This is a genomic window from Spongiivirga sp. MCCC 1A20706 (assembly GCF_046524175.1).
GTDB lineage: Bacteria > Bacteroidota > Bacteroidia > Flavobacteriales > Flavobacteriaceae > Spongiivirga.
On record NZ_JBEFZF010000008.1, the window covers coordinates 118,246 to 143,819 of the forward strand.

25 protein-coding genes are annotated in these 25,574 nt (G+C 35.9%); 14 read left to right on the forward strand and 11 right to left on the reverse strand.

Annotated elements, in window-relative coordinates:
* Positions 1 to 26 precede the first annotated feature (26 nt).
* Entirely contained in the window at positions 27 to 1,190 is a 1,164-nt protein-coding gene (locus tag ABN763_RS16960) for a hypothetical protein (protein ID WP_410486690.1), read from the forward strand.
* 89 nt (positions 1,191 to 1,279) lie between these two features.
* Here the strand turns inward: ABN763_RS16960 and ytxJ are convergent, their stop codons facing one another.
* Positions 1,280 to 1,672, reverse strand: coding sequence for a bacillithiol system redox-active protein YtxJ (gene ytxJ, locus ABN763_RS16965; RefSeq protein WP_410486691.1), 393 nt, complete (start codon positions 1,670 to 1,672; stop codon positions 1,280 to 1,282).
* A gap of 237 nt (positions 1,673 to 1,909) precedes the next feature.
* On the opposite strand from ytxJ, the gene clpB reads away from it, so the two are divergent.
* The 4 genes from clpB to ABN763_RS16985 all read left to right on the forward strand — a co-directional run bounded on the left by clpB (position 1,910) and on the right by ABN763_RS16985 (position 6,156).
* Positions 1,910 to 4,507, forward strand: coding sequence for an ATP-dependent chaperone ClpB (clpB, locus tag ABN763_RS16970; RefSeq protein WP_410486692.1), 2,598 nt, complete (start codon positions 1,910 to 1,912; stop codon positions 4,505 to 4,507).
* Positions 4,508 to 4,630: 123 nt separating this feature from the next.
* Positions 4,631 to 5,323 (forward strand): cyclase family protein, encoded by a 693-nt coding sequence (locus ABN763_RS16975; RefSeq protein ID WP_410486693.1) that lies wholly within the window; start codon positions 4,631 to 4,633, stop codon positions 5,321 to 5,323.
* A gap of 18 nt (positions 5,324 to 5,341) precedes the next feature.
* Positions 5,342 to 5,851 (forward strand): hypothetical protein, encoded by a 510-nt coding sequence (locus tag ABN763_RS16980; RefSeq protein WP_410486694.1) that lies wholly within the window; start codon positions 5,342 to 5,344, stop codon positions 5,849 to 5,851.
* A gap of 68 nt (positions 5,852 to 5,919) precedes the next feature.
* Entirely contained in the window at positions 5,920 to 6,156 is a 237-nt protein-coding gene (locus tag ABN763_RS16985; protein ID WP_410486695.1) for a DUF1059 domain-containing protein, read from the forward strand.
* 129 nt (positions 6,157 to 6,285) lie between these two features.
* Here ABN763_RS16985 and ABN763_RS16990 read toward each other — a convergent pair whose 3' ends face one another.
* Positions 6,286 to 7,707 (reverse strand): PorP/SprF family type IX secretion system membrane protein, encoded by a 1,422-nt coding sequence (locus ABN763_RS16990; RefSeq protein WP_410486696.1) that lies wholly within the window; start codon positions 7,705 to 7,707, stop codon positions 6,286 to 6,288.
* A 114-nt stretch (positions 7,708 to 7,821) separates the two neighbouring features.
* On the reverse strand, positions 7,822 to 9,045 hold the full coding sequence (locus tag ABN763_RS16995) for a gliding motility-associated C-terminal domain-containing protein (protein ID WP_410486697.1): 1,224 nt from the start codon (positions 9,043 to 9,045) through the stop codon (positions 7,822 to 7,824).
* Positions 9,046 to 9,372: 327 nt separating this feature from the next.
* Between ABN763_RS16995 and ABN763_RS17000 the strand changes: the two genes are divergently transcribed.
* Entirely contained in the window at positions 9,373 to 9,966 is a 594-nt protein-coding gene (locus tag ABN763_RS17000) for a TetR/AcrR family transcriptional regulator (protein ID WP_410486698.1), read from the forward strand.
* A gap of 9 nt (positions 9,967 to 9,975) precedes the next feature.
* On the opposite strand, the gene ABN763_RS17005 is transcribed toward ABN763_RS17000, so the two are convergent.
* Positions 9,976 to 10,737 (reverse strand): DUF6503 family protein, encoded by a 762-nt coding sequence (locus ABN763_RS17005; RefSeq protein ID WP_410486699.1) that lies wholly within the window; start codon positions 10,735 to 10,737, stop codon positions 9,976 to 9,978.
* A 127-nt stretch (positions 10,738 to 10,864) separates the two neighbouring features.
* Here ABN763_RS17005 and smpB point away from each other — a divergent pair, with 127 nt between their 5' ends.
* A complete protein-coding gene (gene smpB / locus ABN763_RS17010; RefSeq protein ID WP_410486700.1) occupies positions 10,865 to 11,323 on the forward strand; it encodes an SsrA-binding protein SmpB in 459 nt (152 codons plus the stop codon).
* Here the strand turns inward: smpB and ABN763_RS17015 are convergent, their stop codons facing one another.
* The gene (locus ABN763_RS17015; protein WP_410486701.1) at positions 11,324 to 11,965 is read right to left on the reverse strand and encodes a protein-L-isoaspartate(D-aspartate) O-methyltransferase; all 642 of its coding nucleotides are present in this window, start codon (positions 11,963 to 11,965) and stop codon (positions 11,324 to 11,326) included.
* A gap of 629 nt (positions 11,966 to 12,594) precedes the next feature.
* On the opposite strand from ABN763_RS17015, the gene ABN763_RS17020 reads away from it, so the two are divergent.
* From ABN763_RS17020 to miaA, 7 genes are read left to right on the forward strand one after another with little or no spacing between them, the layout of a single operon-like run.
* Positions 12,595 to 13,554 carry a Gfo/Idh/MocA family oxidoreductase gene (locus ABN763_RS17020; RefSeq protein WP_410486702.1) on the forward strand — a complete coding sequence of 320 codons (960 nt, stop codon included), beginning with the start codon at positions 12,595 to 12,597 and terminating at the stop codon, positions 13,552 to 13,554.
* A gap of 29 nt (positions 13,555 to 13,583) precedes the next feature.
* Complete coding sequence (locus ABN763_RS17025) at positions 13,584 to 14,471, forward strand: 3-hydroxyacyl-CoA dehydrogenase family protein (protein WP_410486703.1); 888 nt, start codon at positions 13,584 to 13,586, stop codon at positions 14,469 to 14,471.
* Entirely contained in the window at positions 14,471 to 15,706 is a 1,236-nt protein-coding gene (locus ABN763_RS17030) for a DUF1015 domain-containing protein (RefSeq protein ID WP_410486704.1), read from the forward strand. Before ABN763_RS17025 ends, ABN763_RS17030 begins: the two co-directional genes overlap by 1 nt.
* On the forward strand, positions 15,696 to 16,379 hold the full coding sequence (locus ABN763_RS17035) for a YggS family pyridoxal phosphate-dependent enzyme (protein ID WP_410486705.1): 684 nt from the start codon (positions 15,696 to 15,698) through the stop codon (positions 16,377 to 16,379). The genes ABN763_RS17030 and ABN763_RS17035 overlap by 11 nt, the downstream gene beginning before the upstream one ends.
* Positions 16,380 to 16,385: 6 nt before the next feature.
* On the forward strand, positions 16,386 to 17,771 hold the full coding sequence (locus ABN763_RS17040; protein ID WP_410486706.1) for an exonuclease domain-containing protein: 1,386 nt from the start codon (positions 16,386 to 16,388) through the stop codon (positions 17,769 to 17,771).
* A gap of 42 nt (positions 17,772 to 17,813) precedes the next feature.
* Positions 17,814 to 18,638: an ion transporter gene (locus ABN763_RS17045; RefSeq protein ID WP_410486707.1), complete on the forward strand. Its 825-nt coding sequence runs from the start codon at positions 17,814 to 17,816 to the stop codon at positions 18,636 to 18,638.
* Complete coding sequence (gene miaA / locus ABN763_RS17050; RefSeq protein WP_410486708.1) at positions 18,631 to 19,539, forward strand: tRNA (adenosine(37)-N6)-dimethylallyltransferase MiaA; 909 nt, start codon at positions 18,631 to 18,633, stop codon at positions 19,537 to 19,539. Before ABN763_RS17045 ends, miaA begins: the two co-directional genes overlap by 8 nt.
* Positions 19,540 to 19,632: 93 nt before the next feature.
* On the opposite strand, the gene ABN763_RS17055 is transcribed toward miaA, so the two are convergent.
* From ABN763_RS17055 to ABN763_RS17080, 6 genes are all read right to left on the reverse strand, one after another.
* Positions 19,633 to 20,349, reverse strand: coding sequence for a response regulator transcription factor (locus ABN763_RS17055; RefSeq protein WP_410486709.1), 717 nt, complete (start codon positions 20,347 to 20,349; stop codon positions 19,633 to 19,635).
* An 18-nt stretch (positions 20,350 to 20,367) separates the two neighbouring features.
* Positions 20,368 to 21,939, reverse strand: a complete 1,572-nt coding sequence (locus ABN763_RS17060) for a sensor histidine kinase (protein WP_410486710.1) — start codon at positions 21,937 to 21,939, stop codon at positions 20,368 to 20,370.
* Between the two features lie 81 nt (positions 21,940 to 22,020).
* The gene (coaE, locus tag ABN763_RS17065) at positions 22,021 to 22,605 is read right to left on the reverse strand and encodes a dephospho-CoA kinase (RefSeq protein WP_410486711.1); all 585 of its coding nucleotides are present in this window, start codon (positions 22,603 to 22,605) and stop codon (positions 22,021 to 22,023) included.
* 148 nt (positions 22,606 to 22,753) lie between these two features.
* Entirely contained in the window at positions 22,754 to 23,716 is a 963-nt protein-coding gene (locus ABN763_RS17070; RefSeq protein ID WP_410486712.1) for a YbbR-like domain-containing protein, read from the reverse strand.
* Positions 23,717 to 23,721: 5 nt separating this feature from the next.
* Positions 23,722 to 24,729, reverse strand: coding sequence for a glycosyltransferase (locus ABN763_RS17075; RefSeq protein WP_410486713.1), 1,008 nt, complete (start codon positions 24,727 to 24,729; stop codon positions 23,722 to 23,724).
* 16 nt (positions 24,730 to 24,745) lie between these two features.
* Complete coding sequence (locus ABN763_RS17080; protein ID WP_410486714.1) at positions 24,746 to 25,564, reverse strand: enoyl-ACP reductase; 819 nt, start codon at positions 25,562 to 25,564, stop codon at positions 24,746 to 24,748.
* Positions 25,565 to 25,574: the final 10 nt, after the last annotated feature.

Sequence of the window (25,574 nt, forward strand, 5' to 3'; positions counted from 1 at the left end):
CACTGAATAACTTAAAACAAAAAAGGATGAAACAACTATTACTCCTTTTCGTAACTGCTAGCCTTATAACTGCATGCAGTAGTGTTAAAAAAACCGAAAAGGCGGTTGCAACTGGTAACTATGACCAAGCAATCGAGACGGCTTTAAGAAATTTAAGAACTAACAAAGACAAAAAAAGAAAGCAACCTTATATTGTTTTGCTTGAAGATGCCTATGCAAAAGCAACAGCTAGGGATTTAGATCGAGTCGGCTTTTTAAAACAGGAGAACAATCCTGCAAAGTTGGAAGAGTTGTATAACACCTATTTAAGGTTACAAAGAAGACAGGATAGAATTAGACCAATTTTACCGTTGGCGGGTGCTAGTTTCAATATGAATAACTACACTAATGATATTCTAAATACCAAAGAATCTCTTTCTTCATTTTTATATGGAAACGCCAATGAATTAATGCAAAGCAATGATAAGTTGGACTATAGACAAGCATATGAGGATTTTGAATATTTAAATAAGATTAATCCGGGGTATAAAAATACTAGGGAACTTATGAAGGAAGCCTTATTGAGAGGTCGAGATTATGTACTAATTAAAATGACTAATGATACTGAAGTCGTTATTCCTACAAGACTTGAAGACGAGTTGATGAATATTGATACTTACGGTTTAAATGACCTTTGGAGCGAGTATCATACAGAAAAGTTGAAAGATCTAAATTATGATTACCAAATGGAGTTGGCTTTTAGAAATATCAATATAAGTCCGGAGCAGGTGAAGGAAAGACAATTGGTTCAAGAAAAATTAGTGCAAGACGGGTTTGAATACGAGCTAGATTCGAATGGTAATGTTAAAAAAGATAGTTTAGGTAACGATATAAAAGTTGATAAGTTTGTTAAAGTTACTTGCCAATATTATGAATTTACCCAGTTTAAATCATCGCAGGTTACAGCGAACGTTAATTTTACTGATCTTAGAAATAATCAGTTAATTGAGAGTTTCCCTATTTCAAGTGAATTTGTTTTCCAACATATATATGCAAATTATCAGGGAGACAAAAGAGCCTTAGCTACTGAACTGCTCAATTATCTAAATGCAAGATCAGTTCCGTTTCCCAGCAATGAGCAAATGGTATATGACACTGGGGAGGATTTGAAAGCAAAATTGAAAAATATTTTGGGTAAAAACCCAATCTAAAGAATACTAACTTTAGGTATTAGAAGTAAGGTTGAGCCTAGCATTGTACCATGCTTAACCTTACTTTTTATATTTTTCACTCCAATCAACTATACTCGTTCAGCAACTTGTTGCGAATTAATATCTCCATGAGAAGTGTGAAACACCACTTCTCCATTTCTAAAAATAATCAACTGTGGAGATTGATGAAATACTTCAAAACGACTAGCAATTTCATTTGATATTGACCTAAATTGAAGTAAATCCAAATAGTAAACATCCGCTACATCTTGTGGTACATCATAACTTCCTTCAAACTGGCGGATCACCATGCTACTGATACCACATCGTGTAGAATGTTTAAAGATAGCAACTGTTTTTGTTTTGGAAGCTTCCACTATTTCATCTAATTGATTTACAGCAGTCAAGGGTATCCAAGAAATATTTTTTGCATTTCGATTACCATTATCTTCTGATTTAAACAACTTGTTGAATATTCCCATTACAGTATTTTTTGTATTACAAATCAATAGGCTTCTCAATTAAGAAAAGCCCACTAATTCCTTATTTCAAACCGATTATACTTAAATATTAATCAGCCTTATAGTCTTCGTTATTAAATAGAACTTACACTGCGACAAAAAGTCATTATAAAACTTGGTTTTTCAGTCATTTTGTCGGCTAAGATGTATTGGTACAAAGATTGACATTTTGATTAACATATTAAAGTAACGAATACTATGAACTTAAATAATTTCACCATAAAATCTCAAGAGGCTATACAACAGGCGCAGCTTATTGCGCAAGGATATGGTCATCAACAAATAGAAAACGAGCATATTTACAAAGCCATTACAGAGATCGATGAGAATGTGCTGCCTTTTCTCTTAAAAAAACTCAACGTTAATCCTTCAATAGTTTCTCAAATTGTAGATAAAGAATTAGATCGATTTTCGAAAGTTAGCGGAGGTCAGTTGATGTTCTCGCCTGATGCAGGTAAAACTATTAATTATGCTATGCTTGTAGCTAAAAAACAAGGTGATGAGTACGTATCGATAGAACATCTAATACTAGCGATTTTTAAATCGAAAAGCAAGATTTCGCAAATACTAAAGGACCAGGCGGTAACCGAAAAAACATTGAAAGCAGCTATAGACGAGTTAAGGCAAGGTGAAAAAGTTAGCTCTCAAAGCGCAGAGGACACCTATAATTCTCTTAACAAATATGCCAAAAACTTAAATCAACTTGCCAATGATGGTAAGCTAGACCCCGTAATAGGTAGAGACGAGGAAATTCGCAGAATTTTGCAAATTCTTTCAAGAAGAACAAAGAACAACCCTATTTTAGTTGGAGAACCGGGTACCGGTAAAACGGCCATTGCCGAAGGACTAGCGCATCGAATTATTCAAGGAGATATTCCTGAAAATTTAAAAGAAAAGCAAATTTTTGCGCTAGATATGGGTGCATTGATAGCTGGCGCCAAGTACAAAGGTGAATTTGAAGAGCGTCTAAAATCAGTAATTAAAGAAGTTACCAGAAGCGATGGTGACATTGTATTATTTATTGATGAGATACACACACTCGTTGGTGCTGGTGGAGGCGAAGGCGCAATGGATGCAGCTAATATTTTAAAACCTGCTCTAGCTCGAGGTGAATTAAGAGCAATAGGTGCCACAACTCTTGATGAATATCAAAAATACTTTGAGAAAGATAAAGCCTTAGAGCGTCGTTTTCAAAAAGTACATGTAGATGAACCCGATACAGAAAGTGCCATTTCTATTTTAAGAGGTATAAAAGACAAATATGAAACCCATCATAAGGTGCGTATCAAGGACGAGGCTATTATTGCGGCCGTTGAGCTATCACAGCGATACATTAGCAACCGTTTTCTACCAGACAAAGCCATCGACCTTATGGATGAAGCGGCTTCTAAATTGCGAATGGAGATCAACTCAAAACCAGAGGAGTTAGACGCTCTTGATAGAAAGATCATGCAATTAGAAATTGAGATCGAGGCAATTAAACGGGAAAAAGATGAAGTCAAGTTAAAATCACTACATGCTGATCTTGCTAACCTAAAAGAAGACCGTAACGAGATTAATGCAAAATGGATCAGTGAAAAAGAACTGGTCGACAACGTACAAAAAGCAAAAACTGCTATTGAGAACTATAAACTAGAAGCGGAACGTGCAGAACGTAATGGTGATTATGGCAAAGTGGCTGAAATTCGGTATGGCAAGATTAAAGAAACGCAGGAAGCGTTAGAAAAACTACAAGCGGAATTAGCTCAAAATCAAGAAAACTCCTTAATAAAAGAAGAGGTAACCAATGAGGATATAGCTGAAGTCGTTGCAAAATGGACCGGTATTCCCGTAACAAAAATGTTACAAAGCGAACGCGATAAGTTGCTAACACTAGAAGATGAGCTTCACAAAAGGGTTGTAGGTCAAAATGAAGCTATTGAGGCTGTCAGTGATGCAGTAAGAAGATCCCGTGCGGGATTGCAAGACACAAAAAAACCAATAGGCTCTTTCTTGTTTTTAGGTACTACCGGTATTGGTAAAACAGAGTTGGCCAAAGCGCTTGCCTCCTACCTGTTTGACGATGAAAATGCAATGACTCGCATCGATATGAGTGAATACCAAGAGCGACATTCAGTGAGCAGGTTAATTGGAGCGCCTCCAGGTTATGTAGGTTATGACGAAGGTGGACAGCTAACCGAAGCGGTGCGAAGAAGGCCTTATAGTGTTGTGCTCTTAGATGAGATTGAAAAGGCACACCCTGATACATTTAATATTTTACTTCAGGTATTAGATGAAGGTAGATTGACTGATAATAAAGGTCGAGTAGCTGATTTCAAAAATACAATTATCATTATGACCTCTAATTTAGGCAGTCATGTGATTCAAGATAAGTTTGAGACCATTCCTGATATGGAAAAGGCAACTGAAGCTGCTAAAGTTGAAGTGCTAGGATTGCTAAAGCAATCCGTTAGACCTGAATTTATTAATAGAATTGATGATATTGTGTTATTCACTCCTTTAACAAAGGAAAATATTACAGATATCGTAAAATTACAATTACAGCAGGTCATAAAAATGGTAGCAAAGCAAGATATTACTTTGGATGCTACCGATGAGGCTGTGGATAAGCTGGCTGAATTAGGATTTGATCCTCAATTTGGAGCTCGACCAGTAAAAAGAGTTATTCAAAAGCAAGTGTTGAATAGCCTTTCTAAAGAGATATTATCGGGAAAAATAACCACCGATAGCGTCATATTGCTTGATGCGTTCGATGACGAACTAGTATTTAGAAATCAATCATCTTTAGTTTCATAAATTGGCCGCTGCTAAAAAAGAAAAGCAAGCTTGTGATCTAACAAGCTTGCTTTTCTTTTTTATAGTAGTTTTACATCTTCATCTATGAATTGAATAACACATTTTGAACCATAGAAACGTACAATGCCAGAAATTATAGATCTCAGTCAAGACATTTATGCTGGAATGCCAGTTTACAAAGACCTTCCGCAAGTAGAAATGAGCATTCACAACTCGCATGAAGAATGGGATGGAATAAAAAATCCAACCACCAAAACAGCTGCTGTTCATAAGTTAGTACTTGGCGAACATACCGGCACCCATGTAGATGCCATAAACCATATGGCAAAGCAATACGAAGGGCAATCTATTGACACTATGCCACTATCAATGTTCTATACGGAAGGAATTTGTCTCGATTTTTCCGATAAAGGTTTAAAAGAACTCATATATAGTGAAGAAATAAAAAAAGCATGTGATACAGCGGGTTTAAGTATAAAAAATGGTGACACAGTATTAATCCATACGGATCATTATCGCAAACACTTCAACACTGAACATTGGGGCCATGGCCCAGGACTTACTGCAGAAGCAGCCAGATGGTTAGGCGAACAGAAAATTGCAGCATTTGGTGTAGAAACCATGTCGCCTGGAGTCCCAAAAATTTCGAACAAAGAAATACATTATATATGTGGTGAAATGGGTTTTACACATTATGAGAATATGATTAATCTACATACACTAATAGGTCGAGGGCGGTTCCGTTTTATTGCACTTCCCTTAAAAATAAAAGGAGGCACAGGCTCTCCGGTTAGAGCGGTTGCGGTGTTTGAATAAAAGTTAAAGCATAACATTATGAAGTATTTTATTATTGTTTTATTAGTATTTGTTGCTTCAACTAACATAATTGCGCAAAGCAATACTGAAATCATTCAAAATGAAATTGATCAAACCGTTTGGAAGCCTTTCAAAAACGCTTTCGAAAGTTTAGATGCTGAAACCTTGAATGCCATTTATGCTAAAAAAGTATTACGGGTTACACCGGAAGGTGTTGATACCAAACAAATATTCAAGTATAAAAACATTGAACGATTTAAACAGTACAAAAAAGAGGGGCTCATGATAACCTTAGATTTTTGGTTTGATAGCAGGCATACTAATGAAAATACTTCTTATGAGGTAGGATTTTTCAGAATAACGACAATAGCAAATAAAAACATTCAATATAGTTATGGCCAATTTCATATTGTACTGCAAAAAATAGGTAGATCATGGAGAATTACTCAAGATTGGGATAGCGACCATATTAATGGCAAAAAAATAAACGCACAAGACTTTCAAGTAAATGAACCATTGAGGTTTTGACACAAATCGGGTCCATTATATTAAAAGAAAATATTATTTTTAGATTAAGCTAGGTAAAGTGAATGACTATGAAGACAATGACTTGTAGGCAACTTGGTGGCGCATGTGATATGAAGTTTCAAGCAGAAACATTCGAACAGATCGCCGAAATGAGTAAGAAACACGGGATGGAAATGTTTGAAAAACAAGATCCTGTTCATTTAGAAGCAATGAAGGAAATGCAAATGCTTATGCGGTCTCCTCAAGCGATGCAAGATTGGTTTCAAAACAAACGCAAAGAGTTTAATGAATTACCTTTAGATTAATTAGAACCATACTCACTTAAGAAAGTATATAAAAATAAAAAGAAAGGGGTCCTATCACCCCTCCCTTTTTGGTCCTCACTCTATATAATAATCTACTCTATATTATTTCATAATTCGTTTTAGACAGCATTATTTTTTATTAGTCACTCCCAACACCCAAAGTTCTCCCTGATAGCGTCCATCAAATTGAGAAGCTCTTGCTTTTTCAGCTTCGTCTTCGCTATCATAACGACCCAAATACGCGTAGTAATACTTGCGATCACTATCATAAAAATATTTAGGCGAAAGTCTTTTCTTAGCCAGATTTACCATGAATCTGTTAAAATTACTTTTGTTGGCAAAAACATTGGCCACTACATAAAACCCTTCTTTTACCCCGTCGACAGCACGAAGCTGCAAGGTTTCTGTGTTTTCGTACTTTGTTTTAAGACTATTTTTAAAATCGTCTATTGTATTAACCTTTGTATTGGTATCTTCTTTTTTAGTCCCTTCAGTCGTTCCTTGGGCGGGTATTTTTGACTTAGCATTGTTGCTGGTTTTCGCTGATTTAGACCGATACTTTGTCTTCTTTTTGCGATTATTACCCCTATTTCTTTGTTTTTTAGAAACGAAAGAATAGCTTACTGTTATTTCATAGGTAGGTCCCAATAAACTACTAACATTCGTTCCTTTTTCATATACCATTCCTGCCGAAATTTCAGAACTTATCTTAAATCCTGCTCCAACGGAATATCCTTTAAACTCATTTCGAAAGCCTGAAAAACCATTGTAACCAGCTTGAAACCACCCATAATCAGGAAGATCTAACAAGACCGTTGTACCTAATTGCGAAGCATTTGATCCTTCAATTAGCCCAGTAGCTGCAATACGAAGGGTTCCTTGATCTAAAAAACGTACTCCGCTATTAATTGGATGGGAATAAATAAAATGAGCTGAGAACGTCTTTTCGTCAAAAGATGTTAATGATTCAGAAGTTTTAAGGTTGTAATCAACCAAATTCTGACCATAAATTCCTATGTCAAAACGGCCTATTGAAAGGTTAATACCTGGTTGAGCTATTACTACAACTGACTCTTCAAAATTAGCCAAGGTCGGATCATTACTTACCTCAAAAGAGTTGATCAATGCTGTTCTAAAAATCGGGATGTTAACACCCATTGTAAGCGATACATTATCTGCTAACGGTATGCTATATGCACCATTAACAATAACTCCAAAATTTGTTAATATCCCCACATTTTGTTGAAACAGACTAAGACTAGTTCCCACTTGTTCGCTGACTACTCCAGTATAATTAAAAAAGTAGGATTTTGGTGAGTTATCGATCTCCACCCATTGTATCCGGCTATAAATACTTAAATCTTGGGTTTCTTGCCACACATATGAAAAAGCCGGGTGAAAAAGGGATCGATTGAATTTTAATAAATTTTGACTTGAAATGTCAATTAGTTGTGATCTAACTTCAACTTGTTCTGAGTTTTGTGCTTGTATTAAGGAAAATAAGGGAATAAGCCAAATAATTGAGATGATTAATCTTGCAGTTTTAGTCATGTTGAGGGCGTTGTTTACTTTTTTTTAAGAGCCGTTGTTTTGGGGCTCAACGGCTCTTAATTTAAATAAAAATACTAAGAAGGTTATTGGTGTATATACTTGTTAAGCAATCTACTATTGTACAACTGTAATCGAACCTTTTCCTATTGCTTCTCCTTCTTTCTTAATCATGTAATAAACGATGTTCGTAGCGGCATTGGTATTACTGGCAATACTTTCATTCGGCCAGTTGTTTTGATAGTTGTTTGTTTCGAAAATTGGTGTCCCGTTTGCAGTAAAAATCATCACTTCAACATTTGAATCACTTGAAAGGCTTTCAGGCAATACCCATTTATCATTTACATTATCACCATTTGGACTAATAAAACTAGGAATTTGTTTTGTATCAGCTTTTAACGCATTTATCTCTTCATCATTTTCTGTGATATCTAAGGCGTCATCCTCAATCAGAGTAACAACAATGTTCTTAGTTACTTTGCAATTTCCAGAAGTTGCCTCTATTGTATAGATACCAGCTTCGTCAATATTCGCAATACTTTTATCACTGATTATTTCTCCTATTTCATTCATCCACTTGTAAGTGTCTGAACCAGTTGCGGTAAATTCCTGAATGTCACCTGCTCTAAGTTGAACTTCAAGACCAGGAAATACTTCAACTTGGGTTTCGTCTTCACCTTCGGTAACAGAAATTACATTTGAGTAAGCAAGCCCTGTACAACTTCCTAAAAATGTTTCCGCATAATAGAGGCCAGGTTCATTAACAGTAATCTCGGCTCCAGCAGCTACGTAAAATTCTCCATCTTTAAACCAGTGGTACGTGTAATCTCCTGCTGAATTAATTGCAATCTGCGTTTCACTTTCTTCGCTACAAAGCGTAACATCTTCGTAATTATTTAGCGTCAGGTATAAATTATTTATATAATGAGCTGCGAAAGGTGTAGAAGCCTCACTTATAAATTCAGGAGAAGTAGAACGTGCTCTTATTCTGTAATTCTCTCCATATACATTATCTGGGAATGCAAATTCTGCATAAAAAAAGGTTGCATCATTACTATTTTCAGAAACAGTAAGAATTGTAGGGTTTTTAAAATCCCCATTTTTATCTGATAACTCAATAAAAAAGTTATTATCATTCGCAAAATCCGCTGGTTCTATTTCAACTGCAACTTCAAATTTATTGAAGCTATCTTGCGGACATGCATATTCAAATAATGTTTTTGGTGATAGGATAGATTGGGCATTTGTAAAACTGACCGTAAAAATAGATACAATAAAGACATTTACAAAAGCAGTCTTTACTTGAGCAGTTATGCCGCTAAGAGTAGGTAATTTTTCCATGATGTTTGATTTAGGTGAGGGTTAAACTTAATCTTTAATTTAATTCATTTCATCGGTTTTTTGGTTGGGATTATACATTGGTCTTTTGGTTTGGTTGATGACTGAGAACTTATTGCCTCCTCTCAATCACAGATCAATATTCTACATTTTTAAGTTTAAATGCAAAATTATTCGATGAAATGCACAATATTTATGAAATTGAATCGTTTCATTCTGAATTGAAATTCACTTAAAACCGTTACTAAATCAGTACAAGATCGATAAAATACTTAAAAAAATATACCGAAAGGTATATTTTTAATATTTTAGTAAAAAAATCAGCAAAAGATGTCCAAAGCGCTTCATACTACTGAATTTATCATCGAAAAAGTAACTCCAATCTTTAATAAAAAGGGTTTTTATGGCACCAGTATGAAAGACATTACAAATGCAACTGGCTTAACAAAAGGAGCTATTTATGGCAACTTTAAAGGTAAAGAAGATTTAGCACTCGCAGCTTTTAATACTGCCCTTAAATATATTTTAAAAGGACTAGAAAGCCGAATTTCCATAGGAAAAAAACCACTTCAAAAACTATTTAAGATTACTGAATTCTATGGAGAATATTATGATTACACCCTTGCCATCGGAGGATGTCCTCTTATAAATATAGGAATTGATGCCAATAATCAAAATCTGCAATTATCTCAACGAGTAAGAGAAATTGTCTTAAAATGGCAAAACGAAGTTTCGGAATTAATAGATCAGGGAATTAAAATCGGAAACATTAAGGCGCATACAAATTCTTTTGCATTTGCAAAACGAATGTTTATCATTTTAGAAGGCGGTATCGCAATTAGCACTATTATGAATGACCGAAGCTATCTAGCCAATGCAACCAAAGTTGTTGACAAATTGATCCATGACGAATTATTGGCATAGCAATAACTATTAACAACTCGAACAATCATTCAAGGGAATAACCTCTATTTCTTTTAATTCAATTTTCGACAATAGTTTTAATTTCCCATTCTTAAAATCTACTTCCAAACTATCAAGTGGCCTTTTCTTATTTTCAGGCTTTAGATTTTTATAGTCAACAAAACGGATTCCATTAACAATACGCGGGTTATAGGCCTCTCTAAAACGACTTCCGCCCCCATCAGTATGGTATTCATACGCCAGATAGTCTACAAAGGCACTTTCTTTATTAATCCAATAAATAAAGATATCTTCAAAATCATCGCCACCGCCTTTGGCATTAAATCGCACTTTTACTTTATCGTATTCTGCATTATTAATGGTGGTACCCCCCAGGTATTCCTTAATCACTGCCCCATCATTTAAGCCGTATGGTAACATCGCAAAATAATGAACCGAATTAACTGATTGCCGGTATTTATCTGAAAGAGAATCAGCCAAGGGATAATATTCCTTATCTAGGTAACGAGCAAAATCGTCGTTGGTTAATTCATCGCAAAAACCCCCTAAACTATCTTCAAAAAATCTATTTAGAATAAATCGACTATTATGTCGTATAGCCTTATATTTTTTATCACGAAACCTAAAGGATACAACAGAGTTGCTATAGGTATCACCTCCTGATGCAGCGATAGCATCATCCACAATTTGTTGCACATTAGTAGATGATTGCTGTTTTTGACAACTCCCAAAAAAGAAAGTCAAAGCAATAAGTGAAAGAAAGTTTCGCATAGATTAATTAATAGTATATATACAAAAGTACATATAATGTAATGTTGAAAGAAAGTATTAACAGTAATTAAGATTGAGTGATGATTTCATCAAATGTTAGTACTTTTGGCAGTCATAAAGATTCATCTTGCAGAAGAATATCAACATAAAAAACAAACGGGCTCGATTTGAATACGAAATTCTAGACACTTATGTCGCTGGTATTGTATTGGCAGGAACCGAAATTAAGTCGATAAGGGAGGGGAAAGCTAATATAGCTGACAGTTTTTGCGAGTTTAACAACGGAGAGTTATTTGTTATCAATATGAATATCGATCCATATAGTCATGCAACCTATTTCAACCATAAACCAAAAACAGCACGCAAACTACTGTTAAATCGTCGCGAACTAAAAAAGCTTGAACGAGAAGTAAAGCATAGTGGACTCACCATCATCCCCCTAAAACTGTTCTTGAATGATCGAGGTTTGGCTAAAATAGAAATTGCATTGGGTCGCGGAAAGAAACTTCACGACAAACGAAACACAATAAAAGACAGGGACAACAAGAAAAACCTGGATAGGATTAAGAAAAACTACAATAACTAGCTAATTTTTATCCTCAAGAAGCGGAACGAACCGAAATTCTCCAAATTCTTCTTTAGCAAATTCTTTTTCAGATTTTCTAGTAAATAAGGTCATTACTTGCGGATCGTCACCTACCGGAATCACCAACTTACCTCCTACTTTTAGCTGACTCATCAACGGTTTTGGCACAAAGGGTGCTCCGGCTGTAACAATAATACCATCAAATGGGGCTTGTTCTTCCAACCCTTTATAACCATCTCCAAAAATGAGTTGCTTAGGACGATAACCAAGTTTCGATAGCAACAGTTTCGTTTTTTTATATAACTCTTGTTGACGTTCAATACTATACACCTTAGCCCCCATCTCCAACAAGACCGCAGTCTGATATCCCGACCCGGTACCGATTTCAAGTATTTTATCCCCTGGTGAAACTCCTAACAATTGTGATTGAAAGGCTACCGTATAGGGCTGTGAAATAGTTTGATTGGCCGCTATTGGAAACGCTTTATCCTGATATGCATGCGATTCAAAGCTAGAATCTAAATACAAGTGCCTTGGAATTACCTCTATTGCTTTTAAAACAGCATTGTCGGTTATCTCCTTTTTTCTGAGAATAGCCGCTAACTGCTTTCGCATTCCTTGATGCTTAAAAGTGTCTTTCAAGAGTGGGTCGGGTTTAGTTTTTACAAATAAACAATTCTGAAGTTAAATATCTCAAATTTGAGAAAAAAAAGAAGGACAAGGCTCACCTAAACGCCTTGTCCTTCGTGCACAACATTGATTAACCCAATATACTATTTCACGAATGGTATAAAGTCACTAATTTTTTTAATTCTGGTTTGAATGATCTTACCTGCATAAAAGGCGATCATAAAGATCATAGTCAAAACTACTACCGAAAGGAGCACCAGAAATAACCTTTCAATAAATACCATAGCACCGTAGTTTTAGTTAAACTTTTTTGCCACGAGGATCGTTGGGGAAATCCTCGCAGCATATAACATTATGAGCAGGTTAGAATAGTTTCTTATTCAAAACAAAGCCTGTATTCTCTCCTTCATATATCATTTCACTAATTCAAAAAACAAATACCGCCTTAACGATGATTCAAATGTAATCAAATATTTGTTATTAACAAATTTTGTTTATAACAAATATTAAAATTATCATAACAATTCAACTGAAAATCAGATAAACCTTAACAAAATCAGCTAGTTAGCCCAAATTGCTTTCCCCTATTTTTTTTTGCCCAAAACAAGCGGTAATGGTACTTTTGCAGTAAAATCAAGCATATGCTCAAAGCAGGGGTACTTGGCGCAGGACATTTAGGAAAAATTCATTTGCGCCTACTCAACCAATCAGAACATTATGAGTTAGTCGGGTTTTATGATCCCGATCAAGAAAACGCTAAACGCGTATCAGAAGAGTTTGGATATCGTGTTTTCAGTACTATTACTGAACTTGTAGAAGCGGTTGATGTTGTCGATATCGTTACTCCAACTTTATCTCATTTTGATTGTGCAAAGCAGTGTATTGAATCTGGTAAACACATATTTATTGAAAAACCAATATCAAACACTGTAGCTGAAGCTGAAGCTATGGTTGCTTTAGCCTATAAACATGGAGTACAAGGCCAAGTAGGGCATGTAGAGCGTTTTAATCCTGCTTTTACCGCTGTGAAAGACATTATAGCAGAACCAATGTTTATTGAAACACACCGATTGGCAGAATTTAATCCTCGTGGTACTGATGTCCCAGTTGTTTTAGATTTAATGATCCACGATATTGACGTTATTCTAAGCGTAGTTAAATCTCCAGTAAAAAACATAAGTGCCAGTGGTGTTTCAGTCATAAGCGACACTCCTGATATTGCCAATGCAAGAATTGAATTTGAGAATGGTTGTGTTGCCAACTTAACTTCAAGTAGGATTTCGCTTAAAAATATGCGCAAGTCGCGATTCTTTCAGAAAGATGCTTATATCTCGGTTGACTTTCTTGAAAAAAAATGCGAAGTGGTCAAAATGAAAGATGCTCCGGAGGTTCCAGGAGACTTCGATATGATATTACAAAATGCTGAAGGAATCAAGAAGCAAATCTACTTTGAAAATCCAGATATTGAAGCAAATAATGCTATACTTGACGAGTTAGAAACTTTTGCTACAGCAATAAAAAATAAAACAACTCCGATTGTAAGTTTATCACAGGGAATGGAAGCACTTAAGGTGGCAAAACAGATCATTCAGTGCTTCTAACATATAACACACCTAAAAAACATCATATAATGAAACATATTGCGGTTATAGGAGCAGGTACCATGGGAAACGGTATCGCACACACATTCGCTCAAAAAGGATTTAAAGTAAATCTTATCGATATTTCCGAAGCGGCTCTTGAAAAAGGAGTAAACACCATTGCGAAAAACCTTGATCGCATGGTAGCCAAAGAAAAAATTACAGCAGCTGACAAAGAGGCTACTTTACATAACATCTCTAAAATAACCGACTTAGCTAAAGGTGTGTCCAATGCAGATTTGGTAGTTGAGGCAGCCACAGAAAACATTGACCTTAAGCTGAAGATATTCAAGCAACTGGATGAATCTAGCCCTAAAAATGCCATTTTAGCAACAAATACGTCTTCAATCTCCATCACCAAGATTGCCGCAGCCACTGAAAGACCTGAAGCTGTCATCGGAATGCATTTTATGAATCCTGTCCCGATCATGAAATTGGTAGAAGTGATAAGAGGGTATAATACATCTGATGATGTGACCAATACAGTTATGGAGCTTTCAAAACAATTGGGTAAAACCCCCACAGAGGTTAATGATTATCCGGGTTTTGTTGCCAATCGCATTTTAATGCCAATGATCAATGAAGCCATTGAAACCTTATATAATGGTGTTGCCGGCGTTGTTGAGATCGATACCGTTATGAAACTGGGAATGGCACATCCGATGGGCCCTCTTCAATTAGCTGATTTTATTGGCCTCGATGTATGCCTGTCTATCTTACATGTTATGTACGACGGATTCAAAAATCCCAAATACGCCCCGTGTCCCTTATTAGTAAATATGGTCCAAGCAGGTAAATTCGGTGTGAAGTCTGGTGAAGGCTTCTACGACTATGCAAACTCCAGAAAAGCCGAAGTTGTTTCAGCACAATTTAGTTAATGGCAAGTATAGTACCCTTTAAGGCGGTTAGAGCGCCTAAACAGAAGGTCAATTTGGTACCTTCAAGATCGTATGAAGAATATGACGAACAAGATCTTGAAGCACAACTTGCATACAATCCGTTTACATTTTTACAAATCATTAATCCTGGATATCGGTTTCATAAACACGTCAGTGGTGAAGAACGCTTTCAACTGGTTAAAAATCGGTATTTAGAGTTTAAAGAAGAACAGGTACTGGTTCAAGATGAAAAAGCTTGCTTCTATTTATACAAAATGGAAACCAGAAACAATAGGTTTTGCGGACTGATTGCAGGAACCAGCGCAGCCGACTATAAAAACGATCTAATCAAAAAGCATGAAGACACCTTAGAAAAACGTGAGCAACTTTTTACACAATACCTTAAGACTGTTGGCTTTAATGCGGAGCCGGTTTTATTAACCTATCCTGACAATGATCAATTAGAACAGCTGTTTATGTCGATTATGCAGCAATATCCGGAATATGAATTCACAACTACCGATCGGGTTGCCCACTTTTTATGGGTAATTGATAAAGAACACCACATCTCACAAATAAAGCAGCTGTTCGACGCTCTGGGATCGGTCTACATTGCAGATGGTCATCATCGTTCATCATCTTCCAATTTATTGACAGATCAGATGTCCGCTGAAAATACATCACATAACGGAACGGAAGCTTATAACTACTTCATGAGTTATCTTATTCCCGAATCTGATTTGAAAATTTATGAATTCAATCGATTGGTTAAAGATCTTAATGGGCTAGATAAAGACTCATTTTTAATGAAGCTCGATCGATGGTTTCGAATCGAAAATCGTGGAGTGGAATTATACAAACCCTCAAAAAAACACCATTTTGGCATGTACTTAGATGGAGAGTTTTACTCGCTATATCTTCGCAAATCAGTCTATGAATTTACCGATGCCCTAAGTAGTTTGGATACTCAAATTCTATATAAAACGGTATTAGAACCTATTTTAGGAATCACTGATTTGAGAAACGATCGTCGTATTGAATATGGTTACGGCAAGCACAATGTCATTAAAATGAAAAACCTTATCGATACTGGAGAGTACGCAGTAGGTTTTAGTTTAATACCGGTAACTGTTGATGAAATGAAGGGTATAGCGGACAACGGATTAACCATGCCACCAAAAAGTACTTATATTGAACCTAAATTAAGAAGCGGACTAACCATTTATGAATTCTGAGACTACCATATCAACAGCCATTCTTAAGTATAAAGAAGAACTACCCAGAAAGGTAACCTTGGTTGCGGTTTCAAAGACCAAACCAAACGAAGCAATCATGGAAGCCTATAATGCAGGACAGCGGGTTTTTGGCGAGAATAAAATTCAGGATATGGTGGCCAAATGGGAAGTTTTACCAAAGGATATTGAATGGCATATGATAGGACATGTTCAACGGAATAAGGTAAAGTACATGGCGCCTTTTGTTAGTTTAATTCACGGCGTCGATAGTTTAAAGCTACTGAAAGAAATAGACAAACAAGCCAATAAAAATAATCGAATCATCAACTGCTTACTGCAAGTACATATAGCACAAGAAAGCACCAAATTTGGCTTCGATCATAGCGAAATACGCGCCTTAATGGAGTCTGACGAACTCTCAGGACTAAGCAATATTGTAATACAGGGCTTGATGGGTATGGCCACTTTTACCCATGACCAGGAACAAGTAAGAGCTGAGTTTGAATCACTAAACAACTTATTTACAGCACTAAAGGATACACCGGAAACACCAAACTTTAAACCTCATATCCTGTCTATGGGTATGAGTGGTGACTACCAATTAGCCATAGACTGCGGTAGCAATATGGTGCGAATAGGAAGTAGTATATTTGGTGCTCGCAACTATTCATAAAATACATTGTACGCAATACTTGATATAGAAACCACAGGTGGTAAGTTTAATGAGGAAGGGATAACCGAAGTGGCTATTTATCGCTATGATGGTCATAAAGTAGTCGATCAATTTATTAGTTTGGTTAATCCTGAAAAAGAAATACAACCCTTCGTAGTAAATCTTACTGGCATTAACAACAATATGTTGAGATCAGCACCTAAATTCTACGAAGTTGCCAAGCGCATTGTCGAGATAACAGAAAACTGTGTTCTTGTAGCCCATAATGCAGAGTTTGATTATCGAGTGCTACGTAACGAGTTTAACCAACTTGGTTTTGAATTTAGTAGAAAAACACTTTGCACCGTCGAATTGTCGCAACATCTGATTCCAGATCAACCATCATATAGTTTGGGTAAGCTGGTTCGCACCTTAGGCATTCCCATGAGTGATCGGCACAGGGCATCGGGAGATGCTTTGGCCACCGTTAAACTATTTAAGTTACTACTTGAAAAAGATGTTGAAAAAAATATCATTCAACAATCCATTCAGTCTGGAATCACCACGGTTTTACCAAGTAAACTGCTCGATATTGTTGAAGATATTCCTTCGGAAACCGGTATTCTATATATTCATAATACCAAAGGTGATATTATCTATATAGAACATAGTAGAAATTTAAAACGGAAAGTGAATCAGCACTTTACCGGCCAAAAAGAGGTGTCAAAACGAATACAAAAGCATGTGGCAAGTGTTACATTTTCTCTTACTGGTAATGAACTCATAGCACAACTAAAAGCACATGAAGAAATAACAATTAACAAACCTGCACTTAATAAAAAGAACAAACCTGTTTTTAAAGTGGGGTTATATCAAAAAACAAACGATCAAGGCTATATTCAACTATCGATAGATAAGCCAGACAAACGTAAAATTCCGGTTTGTACCTTCACTAATTATGCCCAAGCCAGAGCAGTACTCATAAAGTTGTCAGAGAAATTTGAATTATGCGCCAGCATTAATCGACTAATACCCAGAGATAAGGTGTGTATCGAGCTCAATGTTGAATACTGCCAGGGCACATGTGAACATAAAGAAGCTCCTGATAGTTACAACAACAGGGTTTCAGCATTAATAAAGCATCAGCAGTTTGAGCATCCCACTATGGCTATAATTGACCGTGGTCGAGAAGTTGATGAACGATCGGTTATTCTTATCGAAAATGGGAAATATGCAGGTTACGGATATTACAACCTTAACTTTCAACTAAACAAACTCGAAGTACTTAAAACTATAATAACCCCTACAAAAGATAGTTTAGAAAAAAGACATTTAATTCGGTCTTATATTCGCAAGAAAAAGGGGTTAAAGTTCACTCCTTATGGGGTACAAGAGAATTTGCATGATCAATAGATTTTCAAGATTTCTTATTTTTACTAAAATCTTCCTTAACAGTTGAGCGAAAAATCCAAAGCATCTTGGCGACATAGACTTCACGAAATAATATATGAAGCTGATACCAAAGTAGGTAAGACTTTCGATATTATACTACTATGGGTTATCATTTTAAGTATTATTTTGGTAATGCTTGAAAGTGTTCCCAGCTTTGACGCTAAATATCATGACCAATTAGATATTGCAGAATGGATCATAACGATTCTTTTCAGCCTCGAATATATCGCCCGAATTGTAGTTGTTAAAAAGCCTACAAAATACATTTTTAGCTTTTTCGGTATTGTAGACCTGCTATCGACCATACCAAAATACTTGTCTTTAATACTGGGCGGGTCTCAGTTTTTGGTTGCGGTTCGCGCATTGCGCCTGCTTCGGGTTTTTAGAATCTTAAAGCTTGTGAGATATATTGGGGAAGCTGCTATGCTAAGTAAAGCGCTAAAGGCAAGTAAACATAAGATCTTCGTTTTTATTTTTTCAGTAGTCATACTTTCTGTAATTCTGGGTACAATTATGTACTTAGTTGAAGGCCCTGAAAATGGCTTTACTAGCATTCCACGTAGTGTTTATTGGACTATTGTGACTTTAACTACGGTAGGTTATGGTGATATAGCCCCGCAAACAGCACAAGGGCAATTTATTGCCACATTGGTAATGATTATGGGTTACGGTATTATTGCAGTTCCAACTGGTATTGTAACATCAGAATTGACAGCGATAAGTAGAGAGGAAAAAATGAATACCCAAATGTGTCCAAACTGCATGGAAGGAAATCATGTAAATAATGCAATTTTTTGCCATAATTGTGGTGATCGTTTAAATGAATAGCAACTACCTGATTACTATTATTGGACCTACAGCAATTGGCAAAACCACCTTGTCCATCAAACTTGCTTCTTACTTTAAAACTGAAATCATTTCGGCAGATTCCAGACAGTTTTATAAAGAAATGTCAATTGGCACCGCTGTCCCATCGAAAGAAGAATTAGCTGCAGCGCCACATCACTTTATTCAACATAAATCGATATTTGAAAATTATAGTGTGGGGAATTTTGAAAAAGATGCACTCAAAAAACTAGAAGAATTATTCGAAAAAAACGATGTCGTCATTATGGTAGGTGGATCTGGTCTATACGTTGATGCTGTTGTAAAAGGCCTCGATGAGTTTCCGAAAATAGATGCTACGATTCGTCTTCAACTCAACCAAACATTAGAGAAAGAAGGTATCTCCGCCCTTCAAGATAAATTAAAGGAATTGGATCCCGATTACGCCAGCAAGGTCGATTTAGAGAATCCTCATAGGTTAATCAGAGCTCTAGAAATTTGTATAGGTAGTGGCATTCCGTACTCTTCATTTTTAGATAATCCAAAGAAAAAAAGACCCTTCAAAACTATTAAAGTTGGTTTGACCGCTGATAGGGAAATCGTTTACGATCGGATTAACCAGCGTGTCGATATTATGATTGGGGAAGGATTAATAGAAGAAGCAGAAACACTTCATAAACATAAAGAGCTTAACGCATTACAAACAGTAGGTTACAAAGAGCTATTCAATTTTTTTGAAGGAAAATGGGATAAGGACTTTGCCATTTCTGAGATTAAAAAAAATACCAGACGTTTCGCCAAACGTCAATTTACCTGGTTCAAGAAAGATGAGGCGATTTTATGGTTCGATTATGAGCAACACATCGATACGATTTTAGAAAAAATTGAAAGTGTTTTAGATTAAGTGAGACTTAGGTTTCAAAAAAGCGCCTAACCAAAGTTCAAAAAAAATGCCTCAAGAATCTTGAGGCATTTTCGACATATTATTTAAAGAACGTTAGCGCTCTACATCAGTTTTTATAACCAAACGGAACCCTTCTCCGTGGATATTTAAAATTTCCACTTCATCATCTCTTCTTAAATACTTACGCAACTTAGCAATATATACATCCATACTACGGGAAGTAAAGTAATTGTCGTCACGCCATATTTTAGTTAGCGCCAATTCACGTGGCATCAGATCGTTTTCATGTAATGCTAGCAAACGAAGTAATTCATTTTCTTTAGGCGAAAGCTTAATGGGCTCTTCGTCTTTGTAGGTAAGAAAACGCAGCTTAGAGTTTAAATGGAAATTACCTATGGTAAACTCAAATTGCTTGCTATCAGCAACAGACTCTGTAGCTTTTCGCTGCATAATTGCGCGAATCTTGTACAACAGTACCTCAGAATCAAAAGGTTTGTTCAAATAGTCGTCAGCACCAGCCTTGTAACCCTTTAAAACATCTTCTTTCATCGTTTTTGCTGTTAAGAAGATTATAGGCACGTCTGCATTTTTCTCTCTGATCTCTTTTGCTAATGTAAAGCCATCTTTATAAGGCATCATTACATCAAGAATACAAAGATCAAAATCATCTCTTTTGAACTTTTCAAACCCTTCCATTCCATTTTTGGCAAGGGTTACATCAAAATCATTTAAGGTTAAATAATCTTTTAAGACAATTCCGAAATTCGGATCGTCCTCTACCAATAATATTTTCTTTTCTACTGTTTCCATAAGGATCTGTTGATCTTTTTAAATTAACGGAAGTTTGATATAAAACGTACTCCCTTTATCTTTTTCACTCTCAGCGTATACTTCGCCTTGATGGTCATCTACTATTTTTTTAACGTAGGCAAGACCCAAGCCATGCCCTTTTACATTGTGTATGTTACCACTTGTTTCGCGGTAAAACTTTTCAAATATCCTTTTTAACACCGCCTTACTCATTCCCATTCCTTGATCTTGAATTTTTACTATAACATTGTTACCAGCATTTTCAGTAAAAACATCAATTTTAGGTGCTTCAGGAGAATACTTTATGGCATTATCTAACATATTGACCAGTACATTGGTAAAATGCATTTGGCTTGCTAGAACATCATCTCTAGCAGCATCTAGATGCGTATTGATAAATCCTCCTCTATCCTCCACAATCAGCGACACATGAGTAACGGCTTCCTCCACTAGGTCGTGCAAACTCACCCTATCCTTACTGATGTCTAACTGATTTTTCTCAAGTCGAGAAATACGTAACACATTTTCAACCTGAGCATGCATTCTCTTGTTCTCGTCCTTTATCATTTTCAAATACATCTTCACCCGATCTTGATCCTCCATCGTTTTCGGATTTTTAATCGCATCTAACGCTAAGTTTATTGTTGCTATTGGTGTTTTAAACTCGTGCGTCATATTATTGATGAAATCTGTTTTGATTTCTGATATCTGCTTCTGCTTAATTAGTTGATATAAAGCACTAGAATAAGCAACAATAATGATTACCGTAAAAACAATCGATAAGGTTGCCATTCCCAAAATAGAACTCAATATATAACCTTTCTTTTTTGGAAAATTGACTAATAGTTGAAAGCTACTTTTACCCTTACTATTTGGAAAAAACTCCGTAAAATAATGCCTGATATTCTCCTGCTCTAACTTAAAACCATCAGATCGTACTTTTGTAGGTAAGCCTCCACCATAAATGGCGTATTCAAAGTCGATATCAATATCGTTTTTTAACAACTCGTTATTTAAAGCAAGTTCTAGTTCTTTTTTAGAAACGCGCTTATGAACTGGTTGTTGCCAACTAACATTGTTATAAGTTTTAGAGTACAAAGCCCTCGAAGCTCTATCTAGCTTATTAACTTTATTAATCCACTCTTCTTGACTTAACTTTTTAAAGTTATCAGGATCATCTTTCAACAATATTCCATATTCCCTGCTTATATAACTTTTCAGCTGCATGCTATCCATGCCTGTTTCAAAGATCGATGAAGAAAAACCGTAGTTCTCCTCTAAAATTCCGTGTTCATAAATAAAAGTTTCGTTGGTTCGCGGATTTTCGCTTTGATAAATGAGGCGAAAACGTTCGTTTACCCCAACGGGATTCACCGTATCAACGCCTGCAAAAACACGGTCCATAAAACGTTCAAAGTCATTTTCTTCAATTTGCCTGCTGACATTGACCAGTGTTTGGTTGACATTCATCGAAAATTGCTCTTCCTTATCATCAACCGAAGTCCATATCCAATAGCCCTGAACGAAAATAATCCCAATTAGCGAAAGGCTCATCAAGATCACTAATACAACGAATAGTCTTTTATTCATTCATTCAAAATTAACGTTTTGGGTAGTAGAGCGAATTGTGTTTAACCTATAATTAACAAAAATGTTAAAATTACAGCTTTACTATATTGACTTTATCAGCTGATTATGAAGGTATTTCACATGAGCTTCAGTGTCTGCAAGATCAGTATTTTCAATACAAAAGGTGGCCAACGCTTTCTTTCGTTCATCACTCCATTGATGATTCATACGGCTAATTACGGCTGCTCTATCCATGTTATCACGGTTCAACACTCTTTGAATTCGAACCTCTTTAGGTGCCGTAACCAAGATGGTGAAATCTAACTGTTTTTCTCCGCCGTTTTCAAAGATGATGGCTGCTTCTTTTAACACGTATGGTGTCTTCTGTTGGGACACCCACTTTTTAAAATCACTGTAAACAGCCGGATGTACAATGGTATTTAATGCTTCTAATTTTTCCTTATTTCCAAAAACTGCATTTGCAATCAATGTCCTATTCAATTTGCCGTTCTCATATGCGTCTTCACCAAAAAGTTCCTTTACACTTTTAACCACTTCATCTGATTCATGCATTAACCGTTTTGCCTCTACATCAGCTATATAAACGGGAACTCCTAAGGCATTAAACATTTTTGCGACCGTGGTCTTTCCACTTCCCATTCCTCCGGTTAATCCGCCTATTTTCACACGTTTAAATTTTATTAATTACCATGTAATAAACTAAATATAAAATTGAGAACATGTGTAACCACTGCGTTCTCACATTAAGAATTTTAAACATTCCCTTTAATTAAATAATTTTTAAATTTCTTAATGTTCGTTTCATGAAATGAGTTTATTTTTTAATTAAATAATCAACAGTACTATTTAGCAACCTATAGTTAGTAACTTTCTCCGTAGTTGCTTTAAGTTTTGGGATTAGCACAGCTCCTTCTTCTTTGATATCATTATAGTCACAACTAATTACAAAACTATCAGCGGTAATATCTTTATAGTTTTTGAGACTAACATTATAAGAAACCTTTAAACCTTCAGGAAATAACTTGACATTAATTCCGTCGGGAACATTCAATACTGTTATAGGCACTTCGATCTGGCCTTCAGTGAACTTTTCAATTTTACCACTAACGGTGATTTTCGTCGCAGAATAGCTTAATGATCTTATGCGGTCGGGAATTATAATCTTTAACTCCTCTTCAAAATCACTATCTAAGTTCTTTAACGTAAGTGCTTCAGTTTCTAAGGAAGTGATGCTGTCAACAAGATCTTCTCTTCCACTAATCTCTATATTTTTTGGCTCAATTTGTAATTTATCAGTCAAATTATATCCTGCTTTAAATTCAAGGTTAACCTTAGGATTTAAATTGATAGTTTTCGATTTATTAGTACCGTATTGTACAATTACGGAATCCGGTCTTAACTCCTCAATCTTAATTTCATTGGGGAATTGCCTTTGTAGTTTCGGCACATTTTCATTGAGTCTTAAAAAATATCGATTTCCTCTTAGTGCATTTGCATCAGCAAGATCAACACTTAAATAGGGTTTAAAAAAACCATATTTAAGCAAGCGAAAACCATTACTTTTCAATTGTACGTTTACTTTTTCGGGTATGTCTCCAATTAAAGTATTCTTCTCAGGTACATTTTGATACCGTAAATTAAACTCAATATTTGTCTCATACTGCTGAGATAATTTAATTAACGACCATAACAAAAAAGAGATAAGCAAAAACAAGGAAAAGATATTGAGTTTTCCCTGTTTTTTAAATTGATTTACAAAGGCTTTTATTAAGTCCATTTGATCTATTCTTTTTTGAAGAACAATTCTGGATAGGCGTTTTCTGGGTCTTTACCCAATACACTAACCTGCATTGAGGTACGAATAAAACCCAACCCATAGCCGAAAAACTGAATAATCACAGCCGGAAAACTCATAAGGCCAACCAACAAACTCCTGTTTTTAACAGCGCTATCTAAAATTAAGATTAAAAAATAAAAGCCGAAAGGGATTAACCCAAAATAATATCCGAATAATGAAGCTAGTAAAGCTACAATTAGCGACACACAGAAAAGAAAAGGAAACCAAAAAACAAGTTTGGCTGTTTCCGGGTGCCATTTATTTAAAATAGGTCTTACTAAACCAAATTTACGAACCTGTTGGTAAAATTTAGAAAAGGAAATGCGCCTTTTATGAAAGACAAATGCCTTCTCAAACAATCTTGTTTCGTAACCAACTTTCCAAATACGTATGGCTAAGTCAGGATCCTCTCCCGGGTGTATTCTTCCAAAACCACCTGTTTTTTCAAAGGCTTCTTTTGATAATCCCATATTAAAACTACGTGGTTCGAATTTAGTAACGGCTTTGCCTTTACCGCGTATACCACCAGTGGTAAAAAAAGAGGTCATTGTATAATTAATGGCTTTTTGTAAAGAAGAAAATGAATTGTGTGCAGCATCAGGACCTCCAAAACAATGCACAAACTGATTATTAAGTTCTATCGTTACTTCTTTTAAATACTGTTTTGGCAAAAGACAGTCCGAATCAAGTATCAGGAAATAGTTGCCTTTGGCTTTTTGCATACCAAAATTTCGACTATCTCCTGGTCCGGTATTTTCTTTCTGAAAATAAGTTATCCGAAGTACATTTCTATACGATTCAACAACTTCCTTGGCAGTATGCTGCGAGCCATCTTCTACAATGACTATTTCAAAATCATCCTCAAAATCCAAGCTTTTCATGCTGCCCAACAACTCATCAACCTCTTCAGGCCGATTGTAAACTGGAATAATAAAAGAGAATAATCTTTTCATCTAGCAACAAAAGCAGCTATTCTTCGTCTTCGAACCGGCTCATGACCGCCTCGCTTACTCCCATATTAGAGAAACCACCGTCATTGTATAAGTTTTGTAGTGTAACACGCTTAGTCAAATCAGAAAATAAGGTTACGGTATAATTCGCGCAATCGTCAGCAGTTGCATTACCTAAAGGTGACATTTCTTCAGCATATTTTATGAATCCGCTAAAGCCCTTTACTCCTTGACCCGCAGTGGTCGGAGTTGGCGACTGCGAAATGGTATTTACGCGCACATTCTTATCACGACCAAAAAAATAACCAAAACTTCTTGCAATTGACTCTAAATATGCCTTATTATCAGCCATATCATTATAATCTGGAAAAACACGTTGTGCAGCCATGTACGTTAGTGCTACGATGCTTCCCCATTCATTCATTGCATCACTCTTGTAGAGGGTTTGCATTACTTTATGAAAAGAAACCGCAGATACATCCCACCCTTTAGCCGTCCATTCCGGTTTAAGATCGGTATAGTGTCTTCCTTTTCTAACGTTTACTGACATCCCTATTGAATGCAAAACGAAATCAAGTTTACCGCCTAGAATCTCAACCGATTTATCGACCAAATTTTGTAAATCTTCAAAAGAAGTAGCATCGGCAGGAATAATTTCGGAGCCTGTTTTTTCAGCCAGTTCATTAATTGCACCCATACGCATGGCAACAGGAGCGTTGGTAAGAACAAACTTCCCTCCTTCTTCATGAACGCGTTCAGCCGTTTTCCAGGCAATAGAATTTTCATCTAACGCTCCAAAAATGATTCCTCTTTTTCCTTTTAATAAATTATAAGACATTGGTTTTTGG